General features: G+C 61.8%; 13 protein-coding genes and 3 pseudogenes. All 16 read left to right on the forward strand.

What is annotated here, in order from left to right:
- Positions 1-210: pseudogene (locus ACIOMR_RS22080) on the forward strand (urocanate hydratase); the annotation flags it as partial.
- A gap of 142 nt (positions 211-352) precedes the next feature.
- Positions 353-1,792, forward strand: coding sequence for a cytosine permease (locus tag ACIOMR_RS22085; RefSeq protein WP_087692903.1), 1,440 nt, complete (start codon positions 353-355; stop codon positions 1,790-1,792).
- Positions 1,779-1,926 (forward strand): annotated as a pseudogene (locus tag ACIOMR_RS22090) (histidine ABC transporter substrate-binding protein); the annotation flags it as partial. The gene ACIOMR_RS22085 and the pseudogene ACIOMR_RS22090, both read left to right, overlap by 14 nt.
- Before the next feature lie 71 nt (positions 1,927-1,997).
- Positions 1,998-2,849 carry a proline/glycine betaine ABC transporter permease gene (locus tag ACIOMR_RS22095; protein ID WP_003209260.1) on the forward strand — a complete coding sequence of 284 codons (852 nt, stop codon included), beginning with the start codon at positions 1,998-2,000 and terminating at the stop codon, positions 2,847-2,849.
- Entirely contained in the window at positions 2,846-3,670 is an 825-nt protein-coding gene (locus tag ACIOMR_RS22100; protein WP_003209262.1) for a glycine betaine/L-proline ABC transporter ATP-binding protein, read from the forward strand. The genes ACIOMR_RS22095 and ACIOMR_RS22100 overlap by 4 nt, the downstream gene beginning before the upstream one ends.
- A gap of 146 nt (positions 3,671-3,816) precedes the next feature.
- Complete coding sequence (hutH, locus tag ACIOMR_RS22105) at positions 3,817-5,340, forward strand: histidine ammonia-lyase (RefSeq protein ID WP_401196386.1); 1,524 nt, start codon at positions 3,817-3,819, stop codon at positions 5,338-5,340.
- 114 nt (positions 5,341-5,454) lie between these two features.
- Positions 5,455-6,993 carry a histidine ammonia-lyase gene (hutH, locus tag ACIOMR_RS22110; RefSeq protein WP_085984627.1) on the forward strand — a complete coding sequence of 513 codons (1,539 nt, stop codon included), beginning with the start codon at positions 5,455-5,457 and terminating at the stop codon, positions 6,991-6,993.
- Positions 6,994-7,175: 182 nt separating this feature from the next.
- Entirely contained in the window at positions 7,176-8,582 is a 1,407-nt protein-coding gene (locus tag ACIOMR_RS22115) for an amino acid permease (protein ID WP_214499642.1), read from the forward strand.
- 16 nt (positions 8,583-8,598) lie between these two features.
- A complete protein-coding gene (gene hutI, locus ACIOMR_RS22120) occupies positions 8,599-9,804 on the forward strand; it encodes an imidazolonepropionase (RefSeq protein WP_401196390.1) in 1,206 nt (401 codons plus the stop codon).
- 11 nt (positions 9,805-9,815) lie between these two features.
- Positions 9,816-10,616 (forward strand): N-formylglutamate deformylase, encoded by an 801-nt coding sequence (gene hutG / locus ACIOMR_RS22125; protein WP_087692905.1) that lies wholly within the window; start codon positions 9,816-9,818, stop codon positions 10,614-10,616.
- A 259-nt stretch (positions 10,617-10,875) separates the two neighbouring features.
- On the forward strand, positions 10,876-11,823 hold the full coding sequence (locus ACIOMR_RS22130; protein ID WP_401196394.1) for a choline ABC transporter substrate-binding protein: 948 nt from the start codon (positions 10,876-10,878) through the stop codon (positions 11,821-11,823).
- 93 nt (positions 11,824-11,916) lie between these two features.
- Positions 11,917-12,852, forward strand: coding sequence for an alpha/beta hydrolase (locus ACIOMR_RS22135; RefSeq protein WP_134325597.1), 936 nt, complete (start codon positions 11,917-11,919; stop codon positions 12,850-12,852).
- 103 nt (positions 12,853-12,955) lie between these two features.
- Positions 12,956-13,927, forward strand: coding sequence for a prolyl aminopeptidase (gene pip / locus ACIOMR_RS22140; protein WP_008439282.1), 972 nt, complete (start codon positions 12,956-12,958; stop codon positions 13,925-13,927).
- Entirely contained in the window at positions 13,924-14,361 is a 438-nt protein-coding gene (gene dtd / locus ACIOMR_RS22145) for a D-aminoacyl-tRNA deacylase (protein ID WP_087692908.1), read from the forward strand. The genes pip and dtd overlap by 4 nt, the downstream gene beginning before the upstream one ends.
- Positions 14,362-14,628: 267 nt before the next feature.
- Complete coding sequence (locus tag ACIOMR_RS22150) at positions 14,629-16,380, forward strand: glucan biosynthesis protein G (protein ID WP_008439280.1); 1,752 nt, start codon at positions 14,629-14,631, stop codon at positions 16,378-16,380.
- Positions 16,373-18,948, forward strand: a pseudogene (gene mdoH / locus ACIOMR_RS22155) (glucans biosynthesis glucosyltransferase MdoH); the annotation flags it as partial. The gene ACIOMR_RS22150 and the pseudogene mdoH, both read left to right, overlap by 8 nt.
- Positions 18,949-19,113: the final 165 nt, after the last annotated feature.

Genomic DNA, 19,113 nt, shown 5'->3' on the forward strand with positions numbered 1-19,113 from the left:
TTGCACCACGGCGGCGGCGTCGGCATGGGCTTCTCCCAGCACTCGGGCATGGTGATTGTCTGCGACGGTACCGACGAAGCCGCCGAGCGTATCGCTCGCGTGCTGCACAACGACCCGGCGACCGGCGTGATGCGTCATGCGGATGCGGGCTACCAGATCGCCATCGACTGCGCCAAAGAGCAGGGCCTCAATCTCCCGATGATCAAATAACTAATGTGGGAGCGAGCTTGCTCGCGAATGCGGTGTATCAGTCACTGAAGTCGTTAGCTGACCCATCGCTTTCGCGAGCAAGCCCGCTCCCACATGTGATCTGCGTTTCACCCAAAAACAATCCATCAGAGGTTGAACATAAATGGCAGTAAAAGACGCTCGTGCAAGCACCACCCCGTTGATCGAAAGGCGTTCGATCGACTACATCCCGGAAGCGGAAAGACACGGCCGTCTATTGAGTCAGTTCACCCTGTGGTTGGGTGCCAACCTGCAAATCACTGCGATTGTCACCGGGGCCCTGGCCGTGGTGCTGGGCGGTGATGTGTTCTGGTCGTTGATCGGTCTGTTGATCGGTCAACTGCTGGGCGGTGGCGTCATGGCCCTGCATGCGGCGCAAGGCCCGCAACTGGGCTTGCCGCAGATGATCTCCAGCCGCGTGCAGTTCGGCGTGTATGGCGCGGTGATTCCACTGGTGCTGGTGTGCCTGATGTACATCGGTTTTTCCGCCAGCGGCTCATTGCTGGCGGGGCAGGCGGTGGCGCAGTTGCTTCACGTTGAAGACTGGGTCGGCATCGTATTGTTCGCGGGGCTGATCATGGTGTTTACGATCTTCGGCTACCGGGTGATCCACGGCATCGGTCGCATCGCCAGCGTGCTGGGGGTGGTTGCCTTCGTGTACCTGTTCTACAGGCTGCTGGCCGGTAACGACATCGGTGCGTTGCTGGGCAACAAGCATTTTTCCCTCAGCAGTTTCCTGCTGGCGATTTCCCTCTCGGCGTCCTGGCAGATTGCGTTCGGCCCGTATGTAGCGGACTACTCGCGCTACTTGCCGCGCAGCACGCAGGCCTCGAAAACCTTCTGGGCCGTGGGCCTCGGTTCGGTGATCGGCGCGCAGGCTTCGATGGTGTTCGGTGTGTTTGCGGCAGCCCTGGCAGGCTCGCAATTCGCTCACCACGAAGTGTCGTTTATCGTCGGCCTGGGCGGCACCGGGATCGTCGCGGCGCTGCTGTATTTCAGCATCGCCTTCGGCAAGGTCACCGTCACCACCCTCAACGCCTACGGCAGCTTCATGTCGATCGCGACAATCATCAGTGGTTTCCGTGGCAGCCGGCATATCGGCAGTGGCACGCGGCTGTTGTACATCTTCGTGATGGTGTCGATTGCCGCCGCGCTGGCGTTGCTGGGCAAGGACTCGTTCCTCAAGGATTTCTCCGCGTTCATCCTGTTCCTGCTGGCGTTTTTCACGCCCTGGAGTGCGATCAACCTGGTGGACTTCTACTGCATCACCAAAGAGCGCTATGACATCCCGGCCCTGTCCAACCCCAACGGTCGCTACGGTCGCTGGAACCTGATGGGCATCAGCATCTACGTGTTCGGCGTGCTGATTCAGATGCCGTTCATCTCGACGCATTTCTACACCGGCCCACTGGTCGCGAGCCTGGGCGACACCGATATCTCGTGGATCATCGGGCTGGTGGTGCCGGCGGCGTTGTACTACTGGGCTGCGAAAAAATGGCACAGCCCGATTCCTGAGCGCCTCGTGCTGCCCGATGTGCAGGGCGCCGCTGCTCAACCTGCTTAACCAGAACCCGGTACGCATGACAAACAGCGAATTGAAACAGCAAAACTGGCGAAAACTTTCCTCAAGGGACATCCTGAACTCTGGCACGCATGGTGAGCGACAACGCAGCCAAGAAAATCGACGCGGCCTTGTAGGTTGAGCTTTTCCGGTTGCCGCCACAGGCAACCGGGCGCCCGGCCACAATCCACTGGATCGAGAGCACACTATGTTTCCTGAGAGTTTTACGTTTTCCATCGCCGACTGGGTCAACAGTTGGGTCGATGCGCTGGTGACCAACTACGGCGATGTGTTCCGGCACATCTCCGATACGTTGCTGTGGGCCATCGTTAACCTGGAAGGTTTGCTGCGCGCAGCGCCCTGGTGGTTGATGTTGCTGATTGTCGGCGGTATTGCCTGGCATGCCACTCGCAAGTGGTTCACCACCGTCGTGATCGTCGGCCTGCTGTTTCTGGTGGGCGCGGTCGGGCTGTGGGACAAGCTGATGCAAACCCTGGCGCTGATGATGGTGGCCACGGTGATCTCGGTGCTGATCGGCATTCCCCTGGGGATTCTGTCGGCCCGCAGCAACCGCCTGCGTTCGGTGCTGATGCCGCTGCTGGACATCATGCAGACCATGCCCAGCTTCGTGTACCTGATCCCGGTGTTGATGCTGTTCGGCCTGGGCAAGGTCCCGGCGATTTTCGCCACGGTGATCTACGCCGCACCGCCGCTGATTCGTCTTACCGACCTGGGCATTCGCCAGGTGGACGGTGAAGTCATGGAAGCGATCAACGCCTTCGGTGCCAACCGCTGGCAGCAACTGTTCGGCGTGCAACTGCCGCTGGCCCTGCCGAGCATCATGGCCGGGATCAACCAGACCACCATGATGGCCCTGTCGATGGTGGTGATCGCCTCGATGATCGGCGCCCGTGGCCTGGGTGAAGATGTACTGGTGGGCATCCAGACCCTCAACGTTGGACGCGGCCTTGAAGCCGGTCTGGCGATCGTGATTCTTGCCGTGGTCATCGACCGCATTACGCAAGCCTATGGTCGTCCACGGCATGAGGCGAGCAAATGACTACTGTCAGCAAAATTGAAGTCAAAAACGTATTCAAGATTTTCGGCAACCGCTCCAAGGATGCACTGGCGTTGATTGGCCAGGGCAAGAGCAAGGACGAGGTGCTGGCCGAGACCGGTTGCGTGGTGGGCGTGAACGACCTGTCCCTGAGCGTCGACACCGGTGAAATCTTCGTGATCATGGGGCTGTCGGGTTCCGGCAAGTCGACCCTGGTGCGTCACTTCAACCGGCTGATCGACCCTACCAGCGGTGCGATCCTGGTGGACGGTGAAGACATCCTGCAACTGGACATGGAAGCCTTGCGCCAATTCCGCCGGCACAAGATCAGCATGGTGTTCCAGAGCTTTGGCCTGCTGCCTCACAAGAGTGTGCTGGACAACGTTGCCTACGGCCTGAAAGTGCGTGGCGAAACCAGGCAAGTGTGCGCCGAGCGTGCGCTGCACTGGATCGAAACCGTGGGCCTCAAGGGCTATGAAAACAAATACCCGCATCAACTTTCCGGCGGCATGCGTCAGCGTGTAGGCCTGGCCCGGGCGCTGGCGGCCGACACTGACATCATCCTGATGGACGAGGCGTTCAGTGCGCTCGACCCGCTTATCCGTGCCGAGATGCAAGACCAGTTATTGGAGCTGCAAAAGACCCTGCACAAGACGATCGTGTTCATTACCCACGACCTCGATGAGGCGGTGCGCATCGGCAACCGCATTGCGATCCTCAAGGACGGCAAGCTGATCCAGGTCGGCACGCCCCGCGAGATTTTGCATTCACCGGCGGATGAGTACGTGAACCGGTTTGTCCAGCGGCGGGTGGCGGTGGTTTGATCCGATATTTGTGGTGGGTTGGCTGAGGCTATCGCAGGCAAGCCAGCTCCCACATTTGGAATGCGTTTCCCCTGTGGAAGCTGGCTCGCTTGCGATGAGGCCAGTGAAGCTGCACAACAATTGCGAATTTCATGAAGAGGTCAACGATGTCCCAGGCTGAAAAAATCATCATCGCCGACGCCCCGATGCGTTGGCAGGACGTGGTCGCCGTGGCTCGCCACGGTGCGATCCTCGAACTCTCGGGCCAGGCCTGGGCTCGCATCGACAATGCACAGGCCATCGTCCAGCGCATCGTCACCAGCGGCGAGCGCGCCTACGGCATCAACACCGGCCTGGGCGCCTTGTGCAACGTGTCGCTCAAGGACGAACAACTGAGCCGGCTGTCGCGCAATACCTTGCTCAGCCATGCCTGCGGCGTCGGTGCGCCACTGAGTGTGGAGCAAACCCGCGCGATCATTTGCGCGGCGATCATTAACTACAGCCACGGCAAATCCGGCTTGCATCCGCAGGTGGTGCATTCGCTGCTGGGGCTGCTCAACCATGGCATCACGCCGCAAGTGCCGTCCCAGGGGTCCGTGGGTTACCTGACCCACATGGCGCACATTGGCGTCGCCTTGCTCGGCGTCGGCGACGTCAGCTATCGAGGCCGTATCGTTCCCGCACACCAGGCGCTGGCTGAAGAAGGTTTGCAGCCGGTAGTGCTTGGCGCCAAGGACGGGCTGTGCCTGGTCAACGGCACGCCGTGCATGACCGGCCTCAGCAGCCTGGCCCTAGCCGATGCGCACCGCCTGCTGCAATGGGCCGACGTGATCGGTGCCATGAGCTTCGAAGGCCAGCGCGGCCAGATCGACGCCTTCGACGAAGAAATCATCGCGCTCAAGCAGCACCCGGGCATGCAGCAAGTGGGCATCAACCTGCGCGCGTTGCTGGACGGCAGCGAAGTGATCGCCAGCAGCAAAGGCATTCGTACCCAGGACGCCCTGAGCATCCGTTCGATTCCCCAGGTGCACGGCGCCGCCCGCGACCAACTGGAACACGCCACCCGGCAGATCGAAACCGAACTCAACGGCGCCACCGATAACCCGCTGGTGCTCGGCACGCCAGACAACTACCGCGTGGTGTCCCAGGCCAATCCCCACGGGCAGTCCGTGGCCCTGGCGGCAGACATGCTGGCCATCGCCATGGCCGAAATCGGCTCCATCGCCGAGCGTCGCCTGGACCGTCTGATCAACCCGCACGTCAGTGGTTTGCCGGCGTTCCTGGTAAGCAACCCCGGGGTCAACTCCGGGATGATGATCGTGCAGTACGTCGCCGCCTCGCTGTGCGGGCAAAACCGCCAGTTGGCGCAACCGGCGGTGCTCGACAACTTCGTCACCTCGGGCCTGCAGGAAGACCACCTGAGCATGGGCACCAACGCCGCGCTGAAGCTGTATTCGGTGCTGGAAAACGTCATCCAGATCCTCGCCATCGAGTACTTGCTGGCGGCCCAGGCGTTCGAGTTCCTCCAGGAGCAACGCTTCGGCGCCGGCACCGATGCCGCCTGGCGTTTACTGCGCGAACACGTCCCGGCCTACGACCAGGACCGCTGGCTGGCGCCAGACATCGCAGCCACCGCCGCGTTGCTCAAGGACGCCGATTTACTGCAACGCACGCTACCGAATTTGCACTGACCTTTTCCCAACAATAACCAGCGTGCCAAGCCGACTGATCCTCTAAAAGAGCACAGCGGCGGATAACGGAAGCATCCGGAGCGACTGGTAGTTAACAACACTCTCAAAAGGAGCATGAATGTGACTGCGCTAAACCTGATTCCAGGCCAACTGAGCCTTGCCCAACTGCGGGCCATCTACCAGCAGCCGGTAACCCTCAGTCTGGATGACAGCGCCTCGGCCCAGATCGAAGCCAGTGTCGCCTGTGTGGAGCAGATTCTCGCCGAGAACCGCACCGCCTACGGCATCAACACCGGTTTCGGCCTGCTGGCCTCGACCCGCATCGCCAGCGAAGACCTGGAAAACCTCCAGCGTTCCCTGGTGCTGTCCCACGCCGCCGGCGTCGGTGAGCCCATCAGCGATGCGCTGGTACGGCTGGTCATGGTGCTCAAGGTCAACAGCCTGAGCCGGGGTTTTTCCGGGATTCGCCGGCAGGTCATCGACGCGCTGATCGCCCTGATCAATGCCGAGGTCTACCCGCACATTCCGCTGAAGGGTTCGGTGGGCGCCTCCGGTGACCTGGCGCCATTGGCCCACATGTCGCTGGTGCTGCTGGGCGAAGGCAAGGCCCGCTACAAAGGCGAATGGCTGGAAGCTACCGAAGCGCTGAAAGTTGCCGGCCTGACGCCGCTGACCCTGGCGGCCAAGGAAGGCCTGGCGCTGCTCAACGGCACCCAGGTTTCCACCGCTTATGCATTGCGTGGGCTGTTCGAGGGCGAAGATCTGTTCGCCGGTGCCCTGGCCTGTGGCGCCCTGACGGTGGAAGCCGTGCTGGGTTCGCGCTCGCCGTTCGACGCACGCATTCACGCTGCCCGGGGCCAGCGCGGCCAGATCGACTCTGCGGCCGCGTATCGCGCCCTGCTGGGTGAAAGCAGCGAAGTGTCGCAATCCCACGAGAACTGCGACAAGGTCCAGGACCCGTACTCCCTGCGTTGCCAGCCACAAGTCATGGGCGCCTGCCTGACCCAGTTCCGCCAGGCGGCCGAAGTGCTGGTGGTGGAAGCCAACGCTGTGTCGGATAACCCGCTGGTGTTTGCGGCTGAAGGTGACGTGATTTCCGGTGGCAACTTCCACGCCGAACCGGTGGCCATGGCGGCGGACAACATGGCGCTGGCCATCGCGGAAATCGGCTCCCTGAGCGAACGTCGCATCTCGTTGATGATGGACAAGCACATGTCGCAACTGCCGCCATTCCTGGTGGGCAATGGCGGTGTGAACTCCGGCTTTATGATCGCCCAGGTGACGGCGGCGGCATTGGCCAGCGAGAACAAGGCACTGGCGCATCCCCATAGCGTCGACAGCCTGCCGACGTCAGCCAACCAGGAAGACCACGTGTCGATGGCCCCGGCGGCGGGCAAGCGCCTGTGGGAAATGGCCGAGAACACCCGCGGTGTGCTGGCGGTGGAATGGTTGGCGGCTTGCCAGGGCCTGGACCTGCGCAATGGTTTGAAAACCTCGCCGGCGCTGGAAAAGGCGCGCGGGATCCTGCGCAGCAAAGTCGCGTTTTATGAGAAGGACCGCTTCTTTGCGCCGGACATCAATGCCGCCAGTGAGCTGCTGGCAACGCGTTGCCTGAACGAGCTGGTGCCGGCGAAATTGTTGCCGAGCTTGTAAGAGCGACACCGATCCAGTGTGGGAGCTGTCGAGCCCCGGCGAGGCTGCGATGGCGCCGGAACAGGCAACACTTTCGTAGCCTGACCCACCGCTATCGCAGCCTCGCTGGGGCTCGACAGCTCCCACATTTGATCTTCTACAGATTCGAATTTTCTCAGGATAAAAATAATTAGGGACGAGAAATGCACTCGGAAAAAGGTTTAAACCGCGGGCTCTCCGCCCGACATATTCGCTTCATGGCCCTCGGTTCCGCGATCGGTACCGGGCTGTTCTACGGCTCTGCCTCCGCCATCCAGATGGCCGGCCCGGCCGTGCTCCTGGCCTACCTGATCGGTGGCGCCGCGGTGTTCATGGTCATGCGCGCCCTCGGCGAAATGGCCGTGCATAACCCGGTGTCCGGCTCCTTCGGCCAGTACGCCAGTACCTACCTGGGCCCGATGGCCGGCTTTATCCTCGGCTGGACCTACGCCTTTGAAATGATCATCGTCTGCCTCGCCGACGTCACCGCCTTCGGCATCTACATGGGCTTCTGGTTTCCCGAAGTCGCGCGCTGGGTCTGGGTGCTGGGCATCGTGTTGCTGATCGGCGGCCTGAACCTGTGCAACGTCAAAGTCTTTGGTGAAATGGAGTTCTGGCTGTCGCTGCTCAAGGTCGGTGCCATTGTCGCAATGATCCTCGGCGGCTTCGGCATCATGCTGTTCGGTATTCACTCGGCGGGCGAAGCACCCGCTACCGGCCTCAGCAACCTGTGGGCCCACGGTGGCTTCATGCCTAACGGCGTGGGTGGCTTGATCGCGTCCTTCGCGGTGGTGATGTTTGCGTTTGGCGGCATCGAAATCATCGGCATCACCGCCGGCGAAGCCAAGGACCCGCAGCGGGTGATCCCCAAGGCAATCAACGCCGTGCCGCTGCGTATCCTGCTGTTCTACGTGCTGACGTTGTTTGTGCTGATGGCGATCTACCCGTGGCCGCAGATCGGCAGCCAGGGCAGCCCGTTCGTGCAGATCTTCAGCAACCTGGGGATAGGCTCGGCGGCGACCATTCTTAACATTGTGGTGATCTCGGCCGCCGTCTCGGCCATCAACAGCGACATCTTCGGCGCCGGTCGCATGATGTATGGCCTGGCCCAGCAAGGGCAGGCGCCCAAGGGTTTTGCCCAACTGTCGAGCCAGGGCGTGCCGTGGATGACCGTAGTGGTGATGGGCGCCGCGTTGCTCGGCGGTGTGGTGCTCAATTACCTGATCCCGGAAAACGTGTTCCTGGTCATCGCCTCGATTGCGACCTTCGCCACGGTGTGGGTATGGCTGATGATCCTGGTCACCCAGGTGGCCATGCGTCGCTCGATGACCAGGGAACAGATTGCCGAGCTGAAATTCCCGGTGCCGTTCTGGCCCTACGCGCCAGCGGCCGCCATCGTGTTCATGCTGTTCATCTTCGGCGTGCTGGGTTACTTCCCGGACACCCAGGCCGCTCTTATGGTCGGCGCCGTGTGGATCGTCTTGCTGATCGTCGCCTATCTGCTGTGGGTCAAGCCCGCCGCCGGGCAAACGGCCAAGGTCCACTACGACCCGGCTTTGTCTCATCGATAACCTAATGGAGGCGTTGATGAAAACGCTTTGGCAACACTGCCACGTTGCAACCATGGCCCAGGGCAACTACTCGATCATCGAGGACGCCGCCATTGTTACCTCGGGCACGCTCATCGAGTGGATCGGCCCGCGCGCCGATCTGCCGGATGCGAACTACGCAACCACCCATGACCTGCAAGGGGCGTGGGTCACGCCCGGGCTGATCGACTGCCACACCCACACGGTGTTCGGCGGCAATCGCAGCGGCGAGTTCGAGCAGCGGCTGCAAGGCGTGAGCTACGCCGAGATCGCAGCGGCCGGTGGCGGTATTGCCAGCACCGTGCGCGCCACGCGTGCGGCGAGCGAAGATGAACTGTTTGCCAGCGGCCACAAGCGCCTGCGCAGTTTGCTGCGCGACGGTGTAACCACCGTCGAGATCAAGTCCGGCTACGGCCTGGACCTGGCCAGCGAGCGCAAGATCCTGCGGGTGATCCGTCGCCTCGGCGCCGAGTTGCCGGTCAGTGTGCGCAGCACCTGCCTGGCGGCGCATGCGTTGCCGCCGGAGTACGTGGACCGGGCCGATGCCTACATCGATCACATCTGCACCGAAATGCTCCCGGCGCTGGCAGCGGAAGGCCTGGTGGACGCGGTCGACGCCTTCTGTGAGTACCTGGCGTTCTCACCGGAGCAGGTGGAGCGCGTGTTCATCGCCGCCCGGAAACTTGGCTTGCCGGTAAAGCTGCACGCCGAACAGTTGTCGTCCCTGCATGGCTCCAGCCTGGCGGCGCGTTACCAGGCGCTGTCGGCGGACCACCTGGAATTCATGACCGAGGAAGACGCCATCGCCATGGCTGCTTCCGGCACCGTCGCGGTGCTGCTGCCGGGCGCGTTCTACTTCCTGCGGGAAACCCAGTTGCCGCCGATGGATGCCCTGCGCAAGCACGGCGTGAAGATCGCGATCGCCAGCGACCTCAACCCGGGCACCTCGCCGGCGTTGTCGGTGCGCTTGATGCTGAACATGGCCTGCACCCTGTTCCGCATGACCCCGGAAGAAGCCCTGGCCGGCGCCACGCAACACGCGGCCACCGCCCTGGGCCTGGGCAACAGCCATGGCTCGCTGGAAGTGGGCAAGGTCGCGGATTTTGTCGCCTGGCAGATTGATCGTCCCGCCGACCTGGCCTACTGGCTGGGTGGCGAGCTGGATAAACGCGTCGTGCTCCACGGCGTCGAAGTCACCGTTTAAGGAGTACCGCTGTGGATAAGGTTCTGAACTTCAAACAAGGCCGTGTGCCGCTGCTGATCAGCATGCCCCACGCGGGCCTGCGCCTGACGCCGGCGGTGCAAGCCGGGCTGATCCCCGAGGCGCAAAGCCTGCCGGACACCGACTGGCACATTCCCACGCTGTACGACTTCGCCGAAGCGCTGGGCGCCAGCACCCTGGCGGCGGAGTATTCGCGCTTTGTCATCGACCTGAACCGGCCTTCAGACGACAAGCCGCTGTACGTTGGCGCAACCACCGGCCTGTACCCGGCGACACTGTTTGACGGTGTGCCGCTGTTCCGCGAAGGCCTGGAACCGTCCAAGGCCGAGCGCGCCACGTACCTGGAGCAGGTGTGGACGCCGTATCACCGCACCCTGCAAAACGAACTGGCCCGGCTCAAGGCCGAGTTCGGTTATGCGCTGCTGTTTGATGCGCACTCGATCCGCTCGGTGATCCCGCACCTGTTCGAAGGCAAGCTGCCGGACTTCAACCTCGGCACCTTCAACGGCGCGGCCTGCGATCCGCAGCTGGCCAGCGAACTGGAAGCCATCTGTGCCGGCCACCCGCAGTACAGCCATGTGCTCAACGGGCGCTTCAAGGGCGGGCACATCACCCGGCACTACGGCAACCCGGCCGAGAACATCCACGCCGTGCAGCTGGAGTTGGGGCAGTGCACCTACATGGAAGAGTTTGAGCCCTTCCGTTATCGCGCCGACCTGGCCGAGCCGACGCGGGTGGTGTTGAAGGAACTGCTGGAAGGGTTCCTGGCGTGGGGCAAGCGGCATTACTCCTGAGTGGCGTCGCTGCTGAGATAGCCTTCGCGAGCAAGCCCGCTCCCACATTCGACCGTGTTTCTTCAGGAGGAACACGGTCGAATGTGGGAGCGGGCTTGCTCGCGAAGAGGCCCTCAACAGCAACACACCTCCCAAGTCGTCTGTGTGCAAATCCCTGTCGCCACAGTTCGCTTTGATCAAGGTCTCGCTGGGTAAGGTGTTGGGCACGGCGCGTCAGACGCCACTCCCACAATAAAAACTGCCGAGTGAGACCGCATCGATGAAAAGACTGTTCAACCGTTGTCTGTTGATTCTCACCGGCGCCGCACTCTTGAGTGCCAACGCGATGGCTGCCGACCCGGCCTCGTGCAAGGTCGTGCGCATGGGCGTGGTCAGCTGGACCGACGTGATCGCCACCAGCGGCATGGCCGATGTGCTGCTCAATGGCCTGGGCTATGACAGCAAGCAAACCAGCGCCGTGCAGCAAATCATCTTTGCCGGCATCCGCGACAAACGCCTGGATATCTTCCTCGGCTACTGGAAACCGGCGATGGACAACAACATCGCGCCATTCCTCGCGGCCAAGCAGGTCAAGGTGTTCGACAAGCCGAGCCTGTCCGACGCCCAGGCGACGCTGGCGGTGCCGCAGTACGTTGCCGACGCCGGCTTGAAAACCTTTGCCGACATTGCCCGCTTCAAGGACAAGCTGGGCGGCAAGATCTATGGCATCGAGCCGGGCAGCGGTGCCAATACCGATATCCAGAAAATGATCGACAGCAACCGTTTTGGCCTCGGCGGCTTCAAGCTGGTGGCGTCCGGCGAGGCGGGCATGCTGGCGGCGGTGCAGCGGGCAGTGAATCGCAAGGAGTTCGTGGTGTTTGTCGGCTGGACCCCACACCCGATGAACATCAACATGAAAATGGCGTACCTGACCGGCAGTGAAGATGTGTTCGGTGCCAACGAAGGCATGGCCACGGTCTCCACGGTGACGGCGCCGGATTACGCCGAACGTTGCCCCAATGTGACCCGCCTGCTGGAGAACCTGACCTACACCGCGGCCCAGGAAAGCCAGTTGATGGTGCCGATCATGGACCGCAAGACGCCGCAGGATGTGGCCAGACAGTGGCTGCGCGACAACCACGAGGATTTGCAGCGCTGGCTGGCGGGTGTAACGACCCTGGATGGCAAGGACGGCGTGGCGGCGGTGCAGGCCAGCCTCAAGCCCTGAGCAAATGAAGATCAAAATGTGGGAGCGAGCAAGCCCGCTCCCACATTGGATTCGTGGCGGCTGTTAAATCCTTATCTTCAGGACGATCCTTCGATGTCCCATTACCCGATTTCCGCGCAGATGTGCGCCTTCGTCGAAAAAACCGAATCCTTCACCAGCGACGACACATCGCTGGCCGGATTGCGCCGAGGCTATGACCGCATGTGCCAGGCGTTCACCCCGGCGCGGCCCGAAGGGTTACAGGTGTCAGACGTTTCCCTGGGTGGCGTGGGCGTACGCATTTATCAGCCGGCGACGCCAATCCCTGATGGCGGCTGGCCATGCATCCTTTATATGCACGGTGGCGGCTGGGTGGTCGGCGGCCTGGATTCCCATGACTTCATGTGTGCTGAGCTGGCCGACTCACTGCAGGTGCTGGTGATCGCCATCGATTACCGCCTGGCACCCGAACACCCGTTTCCGGCCGCCTTTGAGGATTGCCGTGCGGTCTGGCAGGCGATCCAGGTGGGCGAAGCGCCCCAGCCGATCAACCTTCAGCGTCTGGTTGTGGCTGGTGACAGCGCCGGCGGTAACCTGGCGGCGGCCCTGTGCCTGGGCCTGCGGGATGACCATCAGCCGCAGCCCCTGGCGCAAGTCCTGATCTACCCCGGCCTGGGCGGCCCCGCCGACCTGCCGTCCCGCCGCGATTGCGTCGACGCGCCGCTGCTCAGTACCGCCGACACCGAGTGCTACCTCGCCCTTTACCTGCGTGGGCCGGACAAGCCGTCGCCCTACGCCATGCCATTGCTGGCCGTGGATTTCAGCGGGTTGCCGCAGGCTTTGATCGCTGTCGCCCAGTTCGACCCGTTGCGGGACGACGGCATGCTCTACGCCGAACGCCTGCAAGGCGCCGGGGTGGCGGCCACGCTGTATCCCGGCAAAGGCCTGGTTCACGGCTGCCTGCGGGCCCGGGGCCAGGTGTTGGAGGTCGACCGGCTGTACGTTTATCTGCTGGACTACCTGCGTGGTGTTCTGCTGACACAGGTCTAGGTCCACGAGGACATGCTCATTGCACAATTCGGGTTTATGATGCCAGACGGCAAAATAATAGACGTCCCCCCAGGGATGAACTCGACCCCTTACGGAGCGCGCAATGCAGACTTTGTACCCGCAGATCAAACCCTACGCCCGGCACGATCTGGCCGTCGATGAAACCCACGTCCTGTACGTCGACGAAAGCGGTTCCCCGGAAGGCTTGCCCGTTGTGTTCATCCATGGCGGCCCCGGCGCCGGGTGTGATGCCAATAGCCGCTGCTATTTCGATCCTAATCTGTACCGAATTGTTACTTTTGATCAGCGTGGCTGCGGGCGCTCCACCCCACGGGCCAGCCTGGAAAACAACACCACCTGGGACCTGGTGGCCGACCTTGAGCGGATTCGCGAACACCTGGGCATCGAAAAATGGGTGCTGTTCGGCGGTTCCTGGGGCTCGACCCTGGCCCTGGCCTACGCGCAAACCCACCCGGAGCGTGTGCACGGCCTGATCGTGCGGGGCATTTTCCTGGCCCGCCCCCAGGACATTCAATGGTTCTACCAGGCCGGCGCCAGCCGCCTGTTCCCGGATTACTGGCAGGACTACCTGGCGCCTATCCCGGCGGAGGAGCGGCACGACCTGCTCAGCGCCTACCACAAGCGCCTGACCGGCAACGACCAGATCGCCCAGATGCACGCCGCCAAGGCCTGGTCCACGTGGGAAGGGCGCATGTTGGGCCTGTGCCCGAACCCGCAATTGATCGAGCGTTTCTCCGAACCCCAGCGCGCCCTGTCGATTGCCCGTATCGAATGCCATTACTTCACCAATAACTCGTTCCTTGAACCTGACCAGTTGATCCGCGACATGCACAAGATCGCCCACCTGCCTGGCGTAATCGTGCATGGCCGCTACGATATGATCTGCCCGCTGGACAATGCCTGGGAGCTGCATCAGGCCTGGCCCAACAGTGAGCTGCAGATCATCCGCGAGGCCGGCCATGCGGCTTCCGAACCCGGAATCACCGATGCGCTGGTGCGTGCGGCGAGTGAAATGGCACGGCGCCTGCTTGATTTGCCGCCTGAAGAAGCATGAAGGGGCTTTTGCAACGGGTGCGCGGCGCCCGGGTCGAGGTAGAAGGGCAGGTGGTCGGGGCGATAGACCAGGGTTTGCTGGTGCTGGTGGCTGTCGAGCCTTCGGATACGCAAGCCAGCGCCGACAAGCTGCTGCATAAGCTGCTTAACTATCGGGTGTTCAGCGACGACGAGGGCAAGATGAACCTGTCCTTGAAAGACATTGGCGGCGGTTTGCTGCTGGTGTCGCAGTTCACCCTGGCGGCAGACACCAAGAGTGGGCTGAGGCCGAGCTTCTCCACGGCGGCACCGCCGGCGTTGGGCGAGGCGCTTTTCGACTATCTGCTGTTACAAGCGCAACAATTGCATGGCACGGTAGCGGCAGGGCGTTTTGGCGCTGATATGCAGGTGCATTTGGTCAATGATGGGCCGGTCACCTTCCTGTTACAGACGTGAATGTACTGAAAACGACTTGTGATGCCCAAAAAACCGGGTTTTCGCTACAAATACTTCGCTGACCCTGATGCGTTGTCACGCGGGCTACTAGATAATCGCGCGCTACGGGGATCAGCGTTAATTGGTCCATTTTTGACTTAGGTAGAGACTTGTCCGATAGCCATTGGGGAATCATTTAGCCCCATGGGAGTCGGAACAATGCTCGCCAACCTGGCATATAGATAGCTGGCCGTTGGTTTTTTGATCTGTTTTCGGCGAGGGTTGCTCGTGATTGTTAGTCCCTGTAATGCACCAAAATTGTCTGCCAAACGGTTACGAAACGTACTGGTGACGGGCTCTGCCCTGTTTTGCCTGTTCGGCGCGGGTCAACTGTGGGCATTCAGTCTGGATGATGTGTCGGCCAAGGCAAAAGAGCTGGCCGGGCAGAAATACGAAGCTCCGCGCAGCAATTTGCCGAACGAATTCCGCGAAATGAAATTCGCTGATTACCAGAAAATTCGTTTCCGCAACGAAAAAGCCGAGTGGGCCGATCAGAACACCCCGTTCAAGCTGTCCTTCTACCACCAGGGTATGCATTTCGATACACCGGTGAAAATCAACGAAGTCACCGCCGACAGCGTTCAGGAAATCAAGTACGACCCGTCCCGCTTCGATTTCGGCGACGTCAAGTTTGATCCCAAATCCACCGAACAGCTGGGTTATGCCGGTTTCCGTGTGCTGTACCCGATCAACAAGGGTGACAAGCAAGACGAAATCATGACCATGCTCGGCGCCAGCTATTTCCGCGTCGTGGGCAAGGACCAGGTCTACGGCCTGTCTGCCCGCGGCATGGCGATCGACACCGCGTTGCCGTCCGGCGAAGAATTCCCGCGTTTCACCGAGTTCTGGATCGAGCGTCCAAAACCGGGTGAGAAACAGCTGGTGATCTACGCCCTGCTGGATTCGCCGCGGGCCACCGGCGCTTATCGCCTGATCCTGCGCCCGGGTACCGACACCATCGTCGACGTCAAATCCCAGATGTACCTGCGTGACAAGGTCACCAAGCTGGGCATCGCCCCGCTGACCAGCATGTTCCTGTTCGGCGCCAACCAGCCGTCCAAGGTCCTCAACTACCGTCGCGAGCTGCACGATTCCAGCGGCCTGTCGATCCATGCCGGCAACGGCGAGTGGATCTGGCGCCCACTGAACAACCCCAAACACCTGTCGGTCAGCAACTTCACCGTGGAAAACCCGCGTGGTTTCGGCCTGCTGCAACGCGGCCGCAACTTCAGCCACTACGAAGACCTCGACGACAACTACGACAAGCGCCCAAGCGCCTGGATCGAGCCTGAAGGCGATTGGGGCAAGGGCTCCGTCGACCTGGTAGAGATTCCGACCGCCGATGAAACCAACGACAACATCGTTGCGTTCTGGAGCCCGGAAACACTGCCGGAGCCAGGCAAGCCGCTGGACGTTGCCTACCGCCTGCACTGGACATTGCAAGACGCCGAGTTCCATTCGCCAGAAAGCGCCTGGGTCAAGCAGACCCTGCGTTCCACCGGCGACGTCAAGCAATCCAACCTGATCCGTCAGCCAGACGGCAGCGTGGCTTACCTGGTGGACTTCGAGGGCCCGTCCCTGAAGAAACTGCCAGCTGACGCACCGGTTCGCAGCCAGGTCAGCGTGGGCGACAACGCCGAAATCGTTGAAAACAGCGTGCGCTACAACCCGCACACCCAAGGCTGGCGCTTGACCCTGCGCATGAAGATCAAGGACGCAGGCAAACCGACTGAAATGCGCGCTGCTCTGGTTCAGGACATCGTGCAGCCGGAACCGGAGAAGGTTTCGACCCAAGTGCTGAAAGCCGACAAAGTACTGGCTAAACAGCACGAGAAAGCGGCCAAGAAAGACGCCAAGGACAAGGACGCCAAGCAGCCGGAAGCGGCTGCCCCAGCCACACCACTCCCTACCCAGGATCAGGCCAAGACAGAGCAAGTCCTGACCGAAACCTGGAGCTATCAGTTGCCTGCCGATGAGTAATTCTCAAGTCCAGCCAGAGACTCTTGCCGAGTACCTGGCGCATCTACCGATGACCGATGAGCAGCGCGCCGAACTGGCGGGCTGCGAGTCCTTCAGTGAATTGCACAAGCGCCTGTCATCGTCCACGTTCGACGCGCCTGCCGACGCTGCCCAGGCATCGGTAGGCGCCCGGCTGACCCTCAACACTGCCGAAGAGCTGCAAGACGCCGAAATGCTGGTGCTCGACGCCAGCGGCCGGGTTTGCCTCAAGGCCACGCCGCCGATCCGTCGGACCAAGGTCGTGCCTGAGCCGTGGCGCACCAATATCCTGGTGCGTGGCTGGCGCCGCCTGACCGGCCGCACGAATCCACCGGCCCCGCCGAAGGATGAGCGCGTACTGCCGGCCGCCCGCTGGCGCACCGTCGGTTCGATCCGTCGCTATATCCTGCTGGTGCTGATGCTCGGCCAGACGATCGTTGCCGGCTGGTACATGAAAGGCATCATGCCGTACCAGGGCTGGTCCTTCGTCGACTTTGACGAGATCCGCAACCAGACCCTGCTGCAAACCGCGACCCAGGTACTGCCTTACGCCCTGCAAACCAGCATCCTGGTGCTGTTCGGGATTCTGTTCTGCTGGGTCTCTGCCGGTTTCTGGACCGCGCTGATGGGCTTCCTGGAACTGCTGACCGGTCACGATAAATACCGTATCTCCGGTAAAAGTGCCGGTGACGAGCCGATTCCGAAAGACGCCCGCACCGCCCTGGTCATGCCGATCTGCAACGAAGACGTGCCCCGGGTATTTGCCGGCCTGCGCGCGACGTTCGAATCGGTGGCTGCCACCGGTGACCTGGACCGTTTCGACTTCTTCGTCCTCAGCGACAGCAACGAGGCCGACATCTGCATCGCCGAGCAGCAAGCCTGGCTCGACGTGTGCCGCGAAGCCGGTGGCTTCGGCAAGATCTTCTATCGCCGCCGTCGCCGTCGCGTCAAACGCAAGAGCGGCAACCTCGACGACTTCTGCCGTCGCTGGGGCGGTGACTACAAGTACATGGTGGTGCTCGACGCCGACAGCGTGATGAGCGGCGAATGCCTGACCAGCCTGGTGCGCCTGATGGAAGCCACGCCGGATGCCGGGATTATCCAGACCGCGCCACGTGCGTCGGGCATGGATACCCTGTATGCGCGCATGCAGCAGTTCGCCACCCGGGTGTACGGCCCGCTGTTTACCGCCGGTCTGCACTTCTGGCAGCTGGGTGAATCCCACTACTGGGGTCACAACGCGATCATCCGCATGAAGCCGTTTATCGAGCACTGCGCCCTGGCGCCGTTGCCGGGTAAAGGTGCGTTTGCCGGTGCGATTCTTTCCCACGACTTCGTTGAAGCTGCGCTGATGCGCCGTGCCGGCTGGGGCGTGTGGATTGCCTACGATTTGCCGGGCAGCTACGAAGAGCTGCCGCCGAACCTGCTGGACGAACTCAAGCGTGACCGTCGCTGGTGCCACGGCAACCTGATGAACTTCCGCCTGTTTTTGGTAAAAGGCATGCACCCGGTGCACCGTGCGGTGTTCCTCACCGGCGTGATGTCGTACCTGTCGGCGCCGTTGTGGTTCTTCTTCCTGGTGCTGTCCACGGCCTTGCTGGCGGTCAACACACTGATGGAGCCGCAGTACTTCATGGCGCCGCGCCAGTTGTATCCGTTGTGGCCACAATGGCATCCGGACAAGGCGGTGGCGCTGTTCTCCACCACCATCGTTTTGCTGTTCCTGCCTAAATTGCTGAGCATCATCCTGATCTGGGCCAAGGGCGCGAAAGAGTTCGGCGGCAAGTTCAAGGTGACCCTGTCGATGCTGCTGGAGATGCTGTTCTCCATGTTGCTGGCGCCGGTGCGGATGATTTTCCACACCCGTTTCGTACTGGCCGCGTTCCTCGGCTGGGCGGCGACCTGGAACTCGCCACAGCGTGACGACGACTCCACACCATGGAGCGAGGCAGTCAAGCGCCACGGTCCGCAGACCCTGCTCGGCTTCTTCTGGGCGCTGCTGGTGGTGTGGTTGAACCCAAGCTTCCTGTGGTGGCTGGTGCCGATCGTCGGTTCGCTGATGCTGTCGATTCCGGTGTCGGTGATTTCCAGCCGGGTCAAACTGGGCCTCAAGTCTCGCGACGAGAGCCTGTTCCTGATCCCCGAGGAATACAATCCGCCCCAGGCGCTGTTGTCGACCGACAAGTACACCCACGAAAACCGTTGGCATGCGCTCAATGACGGTTTTGTGCGGGCGGTGGTCGATCCGCAGCAGAACGCCCTGGCGTGCGCCTTGGCAACTTCCCGTCACGGGCAGGCGGAGCCGATTGAGTGGCTGCGTGTTGACCGGGTTCGCCACGCGTTGAAAGTCGGCCCGGCCGGCCTCAACAACGGTGAACGCCTGGCCTTGCTCAGCGACCCGGTCGCCCTGGCACGCTTGCACGAGCAGGTCTGGAGCGAAGGCCACGCCGAGTGGCTGAGCGCCTGGCGCGAATCGGTCAAGGCCGATCCGCATGCGCCATTGCTGCCATTGAAGCCGCTGTCGTCCCAGGCTCAACCGGCCTGATTCCGACGCCCCCGAGGTGCCACCTCGGGGGCGTTTGCGATAACCGTCCTACGTTGTTTTTCCCTTCTGCTGCATCGCGCTAACTCCTTGTTATTTCGAAACAAAAGACCCTTCTCCGAGGCATATTGCCGTGCCTGCGAGTGGGTTAGCATCGCCCCCCAAATCTGACT

This window comes from Pseudomonas sp. NPDC087814, assembly GCF_044742865.1.
Lineage (GTDB): Bacteria > Pseudomonadota > Gammaproteobacteria > Pseudomonadales > Pseudomonadaceae > Aquipseudomonas.

What these genes read in the sequence shown, in the direction of transcription:
- ACIOMR_RS22085 (WP_087692903.1), top strand. Translation starts at nt 353, where the DNA reads ATGGCAGTAAAAGACGCTCGTGCAAGCACCACCCCGTTGATCGAAAGG.
- ACIOMR_RS22095 (WP_003209260.1), top strand. Translation starts at nt 1,998, where the DNA reads ATGTTTCCTGAGAGTTTTACGTTTTCCATCGCCGACTGGGTCAACAGT.
- ACIOMR_RS22100 (WP_003209262.1), top strand. Translation starts at nt 2,846, where the DNA reads ATGACTACTGTCAGCAAAATTGAAGTCAAAAACGTATTCAAGATTTTC.
- hutH (WP_401196386.1), top strand. Translation starts at nt 3,817, where the DNA reads ATGTCCCAGGCTGAAAAAATCATCATCGCCGACGCCCCGATGCGTTGG.
- hutH (WP_085984627.1), top strand. Translation starts at nt 5,455, where the DNA reads ATGAATGTGACTGCGCTAAACCTGATTCCAGGCCAACTGAGCCTTGCC.
- ACIOMR_RS22115 (WP_214499642.1), top strand. Translation starts at nt 7,176, where the DNA reads ATGCACTCGGAAAAAGGTTTAAACCGCGGGCTCTCCGCCCGACATATT.
- hutI (WP_401196390.1), top strand. Translation starts at nt 8,599, where the DNA reads ATGAAAACGCTTTGGCAACACTGCCACGTTGCAACCATGGCCCAGGGC.
- ACIOMR_RS22130 (WP_401196394.1), top strand. Translation starts at nt 10,876, where the DNA reads ATGAAAAGACTGTTCAACCGTTGTCTGTTGATTCTCACCGGCGCCGCA.
- ACIOMR_RS22135 (WP_134325597.1), top strand. Translation starts at nt 11,917, where the DNA reads ATGTCCCATTACCCGATTTCCGCGCAGATGTGCGCCTTCGTCGAAAAA.
- pip (WP_008439282.1), top strand. Translation starts at nt 12,956, where the DNA reads ATGCAGACTTTGTACCCGCAGATCAAACCCTACGCCCGGCACGATCTG.
- dtd (WP_087692908.1), top strand. Translation starts at nt 13,924, where the DNA reads ATGAAGGGGCTTTTGCAACGGGTGCGCGGCGCCCGGGTCGAGGTAGAA.